Source organism: Bifidobacterium erythrocebi (assembly GCF_012932675.1).
Taxonomy (GTDB): domain Bacteria; phylum Actinomycetota; class Actinomycetes; order Actinomycetales; family Bifidobacteriaceae; genus Bifidobacterium; species Bifidobacterium erythrocebi.
The window spans coordinates 142,287-155,130 of the sequence record NZ_JAAIIF010000006.1 but is presented as its reverse complement, the minus strand read 5'-3'; the positions used below and the strand labels follow the sequence as shown (position 1 = coordinate 155,130).

The following is a 12,844-nucleotide window of genomic DNA, read 5'->3' as shown; positions in this document are numbered from 1 at the left end:
TAGACGGAATACCGCCTGATTACTGCTGGGCGAGGATCGGCTTGAGTTCTCGGTCGATCAGCCCGTTGGTGCATACGATGTCGTTGTTCTGGCGCCAATGGATGTTGCTGCCGTCCCAACGGTGCAACGCTCCCTGCGCCTCCCACACCACGACTGCGGCGGCGGAGATCGCGGGCACGTCCCATTCGTGCAGCTCCGGCTCGAAGTATGCGTCGTAGGTGCCGTCGGCGACTTTGCACAGGTCGAGCGATGCCGGCCCGACACGCTTGACATCGGCGGGGTGATGCCCGGCGAGCGCCGCCACCGTAGCCAGTGCACGTTCCGATTCACCGGGAACGTAGGACATGCCGAAGCTCACCACGGCACCCTCGAGGTTCGGCGTGACGGAGGGCACGACCTTCTCGCGTTTCTCGCCCAACGGCGTATTGCGGATGCGCACCGCACCGCCGCCTCGTACCGCCACATAGGTTTCACCCAACGCCGGGGCATGCACGATGCCGAGCATGGGCTGGGCGGATCCCTCCTGGTTGAATTCGAACAGGGAGATGGTGACGGCCCATTCGCTCATATTGCGTACGTAGTTGATCGCGCCGTCAAGCTTGCCGACACACCAGTAGCGCTGGCCCGGGCGGCATTCGGCGGGGCGCGTCTGCCAGAAACCATCGAAATGCTCGATATCCGCAAGCCTGCCGGAAACATACCGCAGCAGGCGATTGTCGACCTCGCTGACGAATTGCCGGCCGTCCTCACCACGTGTGATGACGGTGCCGTGCGAGTTCAGCTGGTCCTGCAGCGCGTGGGCGCCGGCGGCCTTCACCGTCTCGACGACCTTCATTGCCAATTCGCGTAGATTTTCTTGCTGTGCCATAGTGCCTCATTCTAACTTCGCCCGGCGATTGCGCCGAGGGCCTGCGCCGCATCGACGGCATCGTCCACGAACGCGGCGGCCTGCGCCTTGCCGAATGCCAGCGGATCGGACATGTCGAGGGAGACGAGATCCTCCTGCCTGAAACCATGGGACTGCGCGGCAGAGGCATTGCCGTATGTGACGTCGAGCTCGTGGCTCAGCGAATCCGCCTTGCGCACGGTGATATGCGACCAGCTGGCCGCCACGATCTGTTCGGGGAAACGCCTGACCAGCTCGGCACGCAGCCAGGCACGCGTGTTCTCCGGCGCGTTGGACGCGGCATGGTCAAGCTGAGCGTCATCGACGATGCGTTCGGTATGCGATGCGACCTTGGCATATATGGATCGGGCCGGGTCGAGCGCCGCCCAGCTCAAATCGATGGCGGCCAGGCGCGGATCGTTCCATTCCGCGCCGCCGAGCCTGCGACGCATCTTCTCCAGCAGCTGCCATTTCAGCAGCCATTCGACGCGTCCGGCTTCGGCATGCAGGGCGAGACGCTCGTCATCCGAGGCGTGGCGGATCGCGGCCGTGTCGGCGAGCGCCTGCCCCCACATGGCCATGACATTGCGGGTCTGCCGATCCTCCCATGCTGGCTCGCCCTTGGTATCGGTGCCGAGCACGCTTGCCGCCACCGCGTACACCGCACCGCGCAACCGCACCTGCATCTGCCAGGCGGTGATGGTTCCGCCGTATTCCAAGGCGAGTTCGGCATTAAGGCTGAGATCGTGGGACACCGTATGCATGGCCTCGACGGGGTCCGCGAGTCGAAGCCCTTCGATGAGTCCGCGCATGTCGTAGCCGGCCTCATCCGCGTGCTCAAGCGTCCATAGCAGCATGCTGGTGACGCCGAGTTTGAGCACCTGCGGGGTGTCCATGCGGTTGGCGTCGCCCACGATCACGTGGAGTCTGCGGTATGCGCCGGTGGCATGCGGTTCGTCGCGTGTGTTGATGATGGGACGGTCGAAGGTGGTCTGCAATCCGATTTTGGCGTGGATGTAGTCGGCGCGCTGGCTGAGCTGGTAGCCTGCGATCTCGCTGTGCTCGCCGATGCCGACGCGCCCGGATCCCGCCCAGATCTGACGCGAGATGAAATGGGCGGTCATCAGGCCTGCCACGTCATCGAACGGTACGGCACGCTGCATCATGTAATTCTCATGCGTTCCCCAGCTGGCTCCCTTGCCGTCCACATTGTTGCGGTGCAGTTCGATCGCGTGCCCGGTGTTGTGACTGGCCTGGCGTGCCGCGGCGAGCATGAGCCGGTCGCCGGCATGGTCGTAGGTGACGGCCTGGAACGGATCAGTGGTTTCCGGGGCGGAATATTCCGGATGCGCGTGGTCGACGTAGATACGACCGCCGTTGGGCGCGATGACGTTGGTGATGTTAAGCTGCGGCGAATCGGTGAGCATGTCCGGACGTGCGGCTGCCCGGTCGAGCCGTGTGCCGCGCGCGTCGTTGACCGGATCCTCCTGCCGGTAGTCCCATCGGATGTGACGGTTGCCTTCGGTCGTCGCGGCCGCCACCACGTCGAATGACAGCTGCACCGGCTGATAGTGCCGTGTCCCGGCCTGCGAGACGGCGTATTCCGTTTCCGTCCCCATCACGCGCTGCACGCTCATGATCGTTTCCTCCTGCTGTGTGCTGGTTTGCCGTTCCCGTTATTCGCTCTGCGTATCGACCGGCCTGATGGCGGTGATGCTGCCCGCCTCGAACCCGTTGACGCGGCTCCACTGGGCCGGATCGGTGTCCAGCAGCGAGTCGCGGGTCTCGCGGAATTCGTCTTCGACCGCCGACGCAAGCAGGTCGGCGTTCAATGCGACCTCCGCGCCGGTACGGATCGAGGCCTTGACCGCGCGTGTCTTGGCACGGTCGACGATGTTCTTCAGGCTTGCGCCGGACACCACGTCGGCGAGGAACAGGCCGCGCCAGCGCCCGTTCGAGTCGCGCACCTGCGCAAGCTGGCGTCGCAGCGACCTGTCCATGATGTCGCGCACCAGGACGGTAGCAAGCGCGGAGGCGTCCGTCCCCTGCTGCAACGGCAGATCATCGGTGAGGTAGTGTCGCACGATCGCCACGGCGGATTCGGCAGTGGGCCTGTCGATGCGGATCTTCACGTCCAAGCGTCCGGCGCGCAGGACGGCCGGATCGATCATGTCCACACGATTGGACGCACCAATCACCATCACATTGTCCAGGGTCTCCACGCCGTCGAGTTCGGTGAGGAACTGCGGCACGATGGTGGTCTCCACATCGGATGAGACGCCCGAACCGCGTGTACGCAGCAGCGAGTCCATCTCGTCGATGAACACCACCACCGGGCGTCCGTCCGCCGCGCGTTCGCGGGCGCGGGCGAAGATCAGACGGATCAGGCGTTCCGATTCGCCGACGTATTTATTGAGCAGTTCCGGTCCCTTGACCGAGAGAAACACGCCGCCGCCTGCGCCCGATTCCTCGGCGAGTGCATGTGCCACGGCCTTGGCGATCAGCGTCTTGCCGTTGCCCGGAGGCCCGTAGAGCAGCACGCCCTTGGGCGCGCGCAGATTATAGCGTTCAAAGAGCTTATGGTGCAGAAACGGCAGTTGGACCGCGTCGCGGATGCGTTCGATCTGGCTGTCGAGGCCACCGATGTCATCGAAGGTGACATCCGGCACCTCCTCAAGTACCAGGTCGAGGGCGTCCTCCTGCGGCAGCACGGCAATCGCCAGACGCGCGGACGGGTCGACGATCACGCGCTGCCCGTTGGCAAGATGCTCAAGCGCCAGCTCGCCGGAACGACGCACCGCGGTCAGCGAACCGCTGGCGTCGCCGACCAGCAGACGTCCGTCGTCGAGCACCTGCGCGATGGTGCGCACCGTGCCCACGGTGTCGGCACCGCGCTGATCGACCAATACCATCGACTCGTTGAGCAGAACGGTATTGCCGGCCGTCAGACGTGCGGCGTTGAAGTTGGCCGAGACCGGCACGATCATGCGGCGCGTGCCGGCGATCACCTCCGCGGACGCATGCTGTACGCCGTACTCGTCCGTGCGGCTTGAATCGACACGCACCATGGTGGCGAAGGTCAACGGCGGCTGGGCAAGCTGTGCGAGCTGGGCGCGGGCCTTGTTCAGTTCCTTGCCCGCCCGTGTCAATGCCTCGGCCAACGCATGGTTCTTGGCCATAAGCTGATCGTTCGCCTGTGCAAGCGCTTCGGCATCGACGGCATCGTTCGCCCTCACAGAAGCGGTTTGCGATGCGGCGCCCGGTTTCCGTTCATCCATAAGCACGCGCCTTTCCTCTATGTCCAATGCCGTTCGCAACGGCTGCTGCCTCTACAGTAAGGCCTTCACATGCCGTTCGGCGGTGTTTGTCCCAACGTTTTCCCACAATCGAAAGCATGACAGCACCCCTTTGCCCTACTCATACCACGTCCGACAGGCCTTCCTTGAACCACCCGGGCCTACTGGTGATGGATGTCGATTCCACGCTGATCGACGAGGAAGTGATCGACGAACTGGGCAAGGCCGCGGGCTGCGGCGAGCGCATCGCACAGGTGACCGAGCAGGCGATGCGCGGCGAACTGGATTTCCGCGAGGCGCTGCGGGCACGCGTGGCACTGCTGGAGGGGCTGCCGGTCAGCGTGTTCGATGAGGTGTACCGGCACATCCATTTCACGAATGGCGCGCATGAGCTTATCGATACGTTGCATGCGCATGGCTGGCATGTGGGTGTGGTGTCGGGCGGTTTCCACGAGGTGGTGGACCGTCTGGCGGATGATGCGCATATCGACTATCGTCTGGCAAACCGCTTGGAGACCCGCGACGGCGTACTCACCGGCAAGGTGCTGGGCGAGATCGTGACCAAGCAGGTGAAGCTCGATTCCCTGCACACGTGGGCAGACGAATTGGGCTTGCCGATGAGCCAGACAGTGGCCATGGGCGACGGCGCGAACGATATTCCCATGATTCTGGAGGCCGGGCTCGGCATCGCGTTCTGTGCCAAGCCCAAGACCCGTGAGGCGGCTCCCGCGGCGATCACCACACGCGATCTGCGCCTGGTGCTTGATTTTCTCGAATAGCTGCCATCTCACTCGCCTACCGGCGTTCCGGTTCTGCGGCTTGCGGCATGTCATCAAACCGCAGGACCAATACGGGTTCAGTCGAGATAGGCGCTATCGGCCAGACGGGCGCCACGTGCCCAGTCGGCGGCACGCATGGCCTTCTTGCCCTGCGCCTTGACCTCCAGCAGTTCCAGCGGAGTGCTGCCGGTTCCCATCCATACGTTCTTCTTGCCTGCCTTGAGCGCACCCGGTGCCAGTTCGCTCGGCACATTCGGCTGCTGCGGGTCGGCGGGACGGGCGTTCAGCACATGCAGGCTGATCGATTCTTCCGCTTCGCCGGTGACGTGCAGGTTCGCCCATGCGCCCGGATTCGGCGTGCATGCGCGGATCTGCCTGTCGATGGCCTCCACCGTATCGTGCACCGCCACATGCGCGTCCTCGACGCTGATCTTATGCGCATATTCCGCCTGTTCGTGGGCCTGCGGCACGAATTGCGCGGTGCCGTCGCCGACCTTGGCCAGCGCGTCCACATACATCGGCGCGCCTTCCTTCGCCAGTCGATCAAGCAGTTCGCCGGATGTCTCGCGTCCGGTCAGCTCGATGGTCATCGAGGCGATGACAGGGCCGTCGTCCAATCCCTCGCCCACCTTGAACACGTCGGCGCCAGTCGTGGCGTCGCCCGCCCAGATGGCGCGCTGCGCGGGGGCAGCGCCACGCCATTTCGGCAGATTGGAGAAATGCAGGTTGTACCAGCCCAGAGGCACCGCGTCGAGCACGTTCTTGGGCAGGATGTTGCCGTAGGCGATCACCGCGGCGATGTCGGCATGCAGGACGGCGAGCGTGTCCAGAAACTCCGGGCTGCGCGGCTTGTCGGTGAACACGGGGATGCCGAGTTCCAGGGCTGCGGCCTTCACCGGGCTTGCGGTGAGCTTGCGCCCGCGGCCGGTGGGAGCGTCCGGCCGGGTGAGCACGCCGACCACCTCGAAGCGGGGATCGTCGGCGAAGGCGCGCAGCGAGGGCACCGCCACGTCCGGTGTTCCGGCAAACAGCAGTCGTAATGTCATACGTTCTCCTTGATTCTTATGAGGTTCTTGCAAGATTCCTGACCAATGCGACCGAGTAGGACCGAAAAACGGCCTCTCGGTTCGATTACTGGACGCCCGGGATGGCGACGCCGTTGGCGATGAGCAGTTCACGCAGCTTCGCCGGATCGCGGAACCTGACGCCACGAATGCCCACGGCGTTCGCACCCACGATGTTCATCGCCTTGTCGTCCACGAAGACCGCGCCTTCGGCACCGATGCCGAACTCCTCAAGCGCCTTGCGGTAGATCGCGCTGTCCGGCTTGCGCAACCGCACATAGCCCGACACCACCTTGCCGTCCAGCTGCTGCAGGATCGGCGTGGCACGCTGCGCGATCGGGAACAGCTCCTTCTCCCAGTTCGACAGGCCCCACACGCCGATGCCGGCGGCCTTGAGGTCGTTGAGCAGCACACGCGCGCCCGGCACCACACCGGTGAGGGAATCCTCGAAATTATCGAGATAGTACGCCAGGATGTCCGCCCACTTGTCGCCATGCGTCTGACGCATCCATGCGATGCCCTCCTCCGGCGTGGCACCGGCATCCATACGATCGTTGGCGTCATAGAAGCCCGAGATATCGTTGTCGAGGAACTGTTCGATGGTCGCCGCGCTATATCTGGGGACCAACGCCGCGACGGGGTCCCAGTACAGCAGCACATTGCCGAAATCGAAGATCACGTCCGTGATCGGCTTGCCGGCATTCGCTGCCGCCTCGCCCTGCGCCACCAGCGTGTCGTATTCCATGTCGGGCTCTCCAGGCCATCCCTTCATCGCATGCTCCTTGCCGTATCGGTTCCGTTGTCGTCGATGCTTCGTTTTCCGGCCATAACCGTATCGCCGGGTTGCAAAACGCACCGCCTTCATTATGCCGCATCGCGCAGCCACCGTCACCGCCCGCCGCCGGTCGTCAGATCAGATCCTTGGGATCGAGCTGGAAGCGCAGCTCCCCGAACTCACGCGAGGCGACATGCCGAGCGACCTCATGCTGCAATCGTCGTGCAAGCTCTTCGCGCCGCGCATAGGGCACACGCACCACGGCCTTGACACGATCGGCGGTCGCCTCCAGCTCACGCGCGTTCAGAGTACGCGGCTGCGCGATCGGCACCGGGCCAAGCAGCCCCGGCCATTCCTCGCCGAAATCCACGGGAACGACACCCTCCCCCGCATCCGCCGCGGGCACGCCAGCCCCGCCGGAAACGGTTGGGGCCGCGGCGAAACGCCCTTGGTCGAATCCGCCACGCGGATCGTGGGGTGCCGGGCATACCGCCATATCCCCTCCGATCACGCCGATATGCTCCAACGCCGTGCGCACCGATTCATCCCGACCCCACACGCATGCCACCGAAACGACCGGCGGCATGCCGGTGCTTCGGCGTTCCTGCAGCTCCTGCTCGGCGAGGATCGAGGAATCCCATAGCATCAGCGACCTGGCGATGGCCGGATAGGTCTCGCCGATGATGAGCACCTGACCGCCGCGCGTCCGTGGCGCGCACATCGAGGCCGCGCGCATCCATGCGGCAAGCGTGTCCACGCGCGCATCGAGCCCCGGCTTGTACAGGCTGTTCCACGCGTCGAGGATGGCGACGGAAGCGTATTCGCCATACCGTGCCGTGCCGTTTCTTTCCACGCCAGTGACCCGTACGCGCGGTTCGGCACCCGGCGTGGCGACGACGATGACCGGCTTGCCGTCGATGACCTCGATGGGACCGTTCGGCTGGCTCGGACTCGACAACATGACCGGAACCCCACGGAACAACCCGCGAAGCTCATCCGCCGTGCCGGCCGCACCGACATGCACCACGCGCAGTCGCTCGCCATGGCAATACGGGCATGTCCAGTTCATCGCGGCATGCCCGCACCACCTGCAGCGCGGCGTATTGGCACCGTGGACGCGCTGCAACGGGCCCGTGCAACGGGCGCAACGGGCCTGCCGCAGGCATTTCGGATTCGCACAGCTCAGCGCTTCGGCCACGCCGTCAGCGGGTATGGAGAACAGCACCGGACCGGATTGCAGCGCCTGGCGGATGTTGTTGACCGCGGTGTGCGGCACTCTGGCGCCGATCGAAGGGTCCGCCAGGCGTGCGAGCTCGTCGCGGTTCAGCCAACGCACCCACGGGCAGGTGTCCTTGAGCACGCTGGGCAATGGGCGTATCGCCCTGCTGGGGCCGCTTACCGCGCTGGCGACGCTCTGGGTGCGGAATGCCGTCGAGCCGCCCTGAGCACAGTCCACCTCCCATTGGCTGAGCGGGCTCCGGGCATTGGCGAGCGCCACGAACACCCCACCATGCAATCTGGCACGCAGATGCAGCACGCCGCGCGCCTGGGCATAGGGCATCATGCCGTCCGCCTGCTGGTAGGCGGCATCGTCCATGATGGCGAACAACGCCGCCCCTTCCACCGGGGCATACATGGCGGCGCGCGTGCCGATCACGCATTTCACCTTGCCTGTGGCAATGGCCAGCCAGGCGCGGTAGCGATCCGCCGGCGGCAATGCGGCAGTAAGCACCGCAACATCGCCGGTCCAGCCGCCTGTCGCCGAACCATGTTGTGCGAACCGTTGCAATCCCAAGGCTTCCAGCTCATGCAGCAGGGCATCGGTTTCCCGGGCATCCGGCAGCACCATCACCGCGGCCTGACCGGCCAGCATGGATTCCGCCGCCATCCACGCCAAGGCCTTGGCCGCGGACTCCTCGCCCGGCAACGGATCGAAGACGAACGACCGGAACGTACTGCCATGCAGCGCGGCTTGCAGATCACGCACACCGGTATCGTACGAGCCGGCCATGCCTTCGAACGCCTGGCCGACCGCTTGCGACAGGCGTTGCGTCGTCTGCCTCGCCATGGCACCGCCGCGTTGGAACGACGACACCAGCTGCTGTTCCTTTTCCACCTTCGCCACACGGGGTGGGATCGCCAGTCGCAGAATATTGGCCCACGTGCCGCCGTATGCTTCGGCGATGGCGGATATGTCGCGACGCTGCGCCTCGGATACCCGTACTCCCCCGACGAACACACGCTCCACGTATCGCAGCGATGCGGCGGCGATATCGCTGCTGTCCGCACGTTCCCAGATGATGCCGTTCACCCGCTGCCCACCGAATCGCACACGCACCATTGCGCCCGGTTGGGCATATTCGGAATCCTTCTCGTCGACGAGATAGTCGAAGGTCTGCCCCAGATGCGCGGCCTGGACATCGAGCACCACCCGCACGATCGGAGCGACTGCGGCCCTGATATGTCTGGATGCGCGCGAACGGCGCTTGCGGGGGGCCAACCCGTCAAGCGCCAGTTGCTCTGCATCCTCGAAACTCATGGTTTCAGCTTACGTCACTATACGGGAAAAGGCGGTTGGAACCGGGCCCGCAGCCTGATTCCAATCGCCTTTTTCGTTTTCGTTTGTCGACTTCGCTCTGGGCGAATCCGATCAGTGGACCGGCCACCACGGGCGCAGCGGATAGTTGTCGGTGCCGTCGCGGTTCGGCTTGATGCACAGATACTGGTGGATCTGGATGTTGTTCATCTCGAAGTTGTAGGCGCATCCGGCCATATACAGACCCCACAGACGTGCCTTGGGCTCGCCGACCATCTTCACGGCCTCGTCCCAGTGCGCCACCAGGTTCTCGTTCCAATGGTGCAGGGTGAGCGCGTAATGCTGGCGCAGGTTCTCCTCGTGGATGACCTCGAAGCCGGCGTCGTGCACCTTCAGTTCGATCTCGCCCGGGGAGGCGAGCTGGCCGTCGGGGAAGATGTACCGGTCGATGAACGGACCGGCGGACTTGCCGGCATACGAGCAGGTGCGGGTGATCTGGTGGTTGAGCAGCATGGCACCCGGCTTGAGCTTGTCGTAGATCTCCTTGAAGTAGGCCGGGTAATGCTTGACGCCGACGTGTTCCATCATGCCGAGCGAGCAGATGCCGTCGAAGTCGCCTTCGGGAACATCGCGGTAGTCCATCAGACGGATCTCGGCCAGGTCCTCCAGCCCTTCGCGCTTGATCCACTCCTGCCCCCACTTGACCTGTTCCTCGGCCAGGGTGACGCCCAGCACATGGATGCCGCGCTTGGCGGCCTCGATCTCCATGGAGCCCCATCCGCAGCCGATGTCGAGCAGACGGTCGCCGGGCTTGAGGTTGAGCTTGTCGAGCACGAGGTCGAGTTTGGCCTTCTGTGCGTCCTCCAGCGAGACGCGCGGATTGTCGAACACCGCGCAGGTGTAGGTCATGGATGGGCCGAGGAACATCGCATAGAAGTCGTTCGACTGGTCGTAGTGATAGCTGACGGTGGCTGCGTCGCCGGCCTTGGAGTGCGGCAGCAGGCCTTCGCTGATGCGCTTGAGCTTGCTGGGGCCTTCGATGCTCGGCGGTTCGGGATGACGGATGCCATGGCTGGCGATTGTGCCCAACGCCTCGGCCAGCTTGACCGGATTGGGCTTGCGCGCATAGGGCTTGAGCTGCGTCAGCTGCTTGAACACGCCGTATGGATTGCCCGGAATCAGCTGCGGCGAATCGATGTCGCCCTGCAGATAGGCACGGGCCAAGCCGAGCTCACCGGGATTATCGACCAGATAATACACGGCACGGGAATTCCTGACCTGGATGCACAACGGGGCGTCCTCGGGCCCCATCGAAGATCCGTCGAACGCCTCGACCCTCAGCGGAGCCTCAGGCTTGACGAACAGCTGCACCATATCGGCGACCTTCATCCCCAACATTGCCTCCTTAATGATTGCATTGTTGCGTACGGAATCGCACATGCGGTTTCGTGAATCCATGCGGGATTATAGTCCCGTCAATCGTTTCCTCCGGCGGGAATTTATATATCGGCGAAACTAATATGTCCGCATATTGGACATCAGTATGGTCTGCCGGCACACTTTCCGGCATATCGCAAAAAGCGTCCAGCCCAATCCCATATGGATCAGGCAGGACGCTTCTTCATGCCGTTACATCTGCGGATCACAGCCTATAGCGCCGCACGATCCGCATGCCCTGCATGCGTATCAGGCCTTGATGGCGGCCTTGAGCTCGTCGACCTTGTTGAGCTGCTCCCAGGGGAAATCCACGTCGACGCGGCCGAAGTGGCCGTATGCCGCGGTCTTCTCGTAGATCGGTCGCTTCAGGTCGAGCTCGTCGATGATCGCGGCCGGACGCAGATCGAACACCTTGCGCACTGCGGTGGCGATCTGATCGCGGGTCACGCCGATCTCGGTGCCGAAGGTCTCCACGTTCACGCTCACCGGATCGGCAACGCCGATGGCGTACGCGACCTGGACCTCCACGCGGTGCGCCAGACCGGCGGCCACGATGTTCTTGGCCACCCAACGGGTCGCATAGGCGGCGGAACGATCCACCTTGGACGGATCCTTGCCGCTGAACGCGCCACCGCCATGATGAGCGGCACCGCCGTAGGTGTCGACGATGATCTTGCGGCCGGTCAGACCGGCATCCGCAGCAGGGCCGCCGAGCACGAAGGAGCCCGTCGGGTTCACCAGTTCGCGGTAGTCGTCGTGACGGACCTTGCTTCCCAGCACCTCGTCGAGGATCGGGTCGATCACATGCTGCTTCAGCTGCTCGGCAAGCCACGCCTGGGTGACCTCCGGATCATGCTGGGTGGAGATCAGCACCGTGTCCACACGCACGGGCTTATCGTCATTGTCATATTCGATGGTGACCTGGGTCTTGCCGTCCGGGCGCAGATGCGGGACAATGCCCTCGTGACGGACCTGCGCCAGGCGGTAGGCGAGACGGTGCGCCAGGTAGATCGGCAGCGGCATGTATACGTCGGTCTCATCGGTGGCATAGCCGAACATCACGCCCTGGTCGCCGGCACCCTGTGCCTCGTAGCGTTCCTCGCGGCTGGCGGCGGATTCCTGCTCTGCGCTCAGACGCGACACACCTTGGTTGATCTCGGAGCTCTGCTCGACGAGCGCAACCAGCACACCGCAGGAGTCGGCGTCAAGACCGACCTCGGAGCTGGTGTAGCCGATGCGGCGCAGCGTGTCGCGCACCTTGGCCTGTACGTCGACGTACCCTTCGGAGCTTACTTCGCCGAACACCATGAAGGTGCCGGTGGCGGCGCTCACTTCTGCTGCGACGTGGGACGACGGATCCTGCGCCAGCAGGTCGTCGAGAATGGCGTCGGAAATCTGGTCGCATACCTTATCGGGGTGGCCTTCGGTGACGGATTCCGCGGAAATAAGTCGTTTTTCAGTCATATCATCCCTCTTTCGGACTTATCGCCCCGCTCTTGGGCGAGGCACAATGATACGTATTGGCATATTGCCATATTCAGTTTTTCGATATTCAGTTTTCTTCGGTTATGAAGTCTTCCACGCGTGATCGGAAATGCCAACATTCGGCGATTCTTCGCGGTAGGCCGAAATCACAGGCGCATCCGCGCCCATGGGACATCCGGCATGCGAAGGGGCTTGCCCGGCTCGAAAGCCGATGCAAGCCCCTATTTCGCCATGCGTCTCATATGCCGCGGATCAGTTGCCTTCGGTCAGGTCGTCCTCGCCGAGGGTCTCCTCCAACAGGCCTTCGTCGATCTCTCGGAAGGCGATGGACAGCGGCTTGTCCTGGCTCTGATATTCAACCAGCGGGCCGACGTTCTGCAGCAGACCTTCGTTGAGCTGGGTGAAGTAGGAGTTAATCTGACGTGCGCGCTTCGCGGCGAAAATCGCCAGCGCGTACTTGGAATCGGCGTGCTTCATCAAATCGTCGATAGACGGAGTCGCCAGTCCGGTGGGGGTGGGCTCAGTGCCGAATGCCATATGCGTTATCTCCAAACATGGAAAACTATCTTAACCGAGCCAAGTATAG

At 63.7% G+C, this 12,844-nt stretch carries 10 protein-coding genes and 1 riboswitch; of the genes, 1 reads left to right on the top strand and 9 read right to left on the bottom strand.

Going from position 1 to position 12,844, the window contains the following annotated elements:
• Positions 1-19: 19 nt before the first annotated feature.
• From G1C98_RS02465 to arc, 3 genes are read right to left on the bottom strand one after another with little or no spacing between them, the layout of a single operon-like run.
• Entirely contained in the window at positions 20-868 is an 849-nt protein-coding gene (locus G1C98_RS02465; RefSeq protein WP_169078893.1) for an inositol monophosphatase family protein, read from the bottom strand.
• An 11-nt stretch (positions 869-879) separates the two neighbouring features.
• Positions 880-2,523, bottom strand: coding sequence for a depupylase/deamidase Dop (gene dop / locus G1C98_RS02460; protein ID WP_169078891.1), 1,644 nt, complete (start codon positions 2,521-2,523; stop codon positions 880-882).
• 39 nt (positions 2,524-2,562) lie between these two features.
• The gene (gene arc, locus G1C98_RS02455) at positions 2,563-4,164 is read right to left on the bottom strand and encodes a proteasome ATPase (RefSeq protein WP_277347558.1); all 1,602 of its coding nucleotides are present in this window, start codon (positions 4,162-4,164) and stop codon (positions 2,563-2,565) included.
• 116 nt (positions 4,165-4,280) lie between these two features.
• Here arc and serB point away from each other — a divergent pair, with 116 nt between their 5' ends.
• A complete protein-coding gene (serB, locus tag G1C98_RS02450) occupies positions 4,281-4,961 on the top strand; it encodes a phosphoserine phosphatase SerB (RefSeq protein WP_169078889.1) in 681 nt (226 codons plus the stop codon).
• 77 nt (positions 4,962-5,038) lie between these two features.
• Here the strand turns inward: serB and fmt are convergent, their stop codons facing one another.
• The 6 genes from fmt to rpoZ all read right to left on the bottom strand — a co-directional run bounded on the left by fmt (position 5,039) and on the right by rpoZ (position 12,795).
• The gene (gene fmt, locus G1C98_RS02445; protein WP_169078887.1) at positions 5,039-6,007 is read right to left on the bottom strand and encodes a methionyl-tRNA formyltransferase; all 969 of its coding nucleotides are present in this window, start codon (positions 6,005-6,007) and stop codon (positions 5,039-5,041) included.
• 85 nt (positions 6,008-6,092) lie between these two features.
• Complete coding sequence (locus G1C98_RS02440; protein WP_169078885.1) at positions 6,093-6,797, bottom strand: HAD family hydrolase; 705 nt, start codon at positions 6,795-6,797, stop codon at positions 6,093-6,095.
• 136 nt (positions 6,798-6,933) lie between these two features.
• Positions 6,934-9,339: a primosomal protein N' gene (locus G1C98_RS02435; RefSeq protein ID WP_169078883.1), complete on the bottom strand. Its 2,406-nt coding sequence runs from the start codon at positions 9,337-9,339 to the stop codon at positions 6,934-6,936.
• Between the two features lie 111 nt (positions 9,340-9,450).
• The gene (locus G1C98_RS02430) at positions 9,451-10,734 is read right to left on the bottom strand and encodes a class I SAM-dependent methyltransferase (protein WP_169078881.1); all 1,284 of its coding nucleotides are present in this window, start codon (positions 10,732-10,734) and stop codon (positions 9,451-9,453) included.
• A gap of 288 nt (positions 10,735-11,022) precedes the next feature.
• Positions 11,023-12,237 (bottom strand): methionine adenosyltransferase, encoded by a 1,215-nt coding sequence (metK, locus tag G1C98_RS02425; protein ID WP_169078879.1) that lies wholly within the window; start codon positions 12,235-12,237, stop codon positions 11,023-11,025.
• A riboswitch (SAM riboswitch) is annotated at positions 12,233-12,291 on the bottom strand. Its footprint overlaps the gene before it by 5 nt.
• A 219-nt stretch (positions 12,292-12,510) precedes the next feature.
• Positions 12,511-12,795 carry a DNA-directed RNA polymerase subunit omega gene (gene rpoZ, locus G1C98_RS02420; protein WP_003825734.1) on the bottom strand — a complete coding sequence of 95 codons (285 nt, stop codon included), beginning with the start codon at positions 12,793-12,795 and terminating at the stop codon, positions 12,511-12,513.
• Positions 12,796-12,844 lie beyond the last annotated feature (49 nt).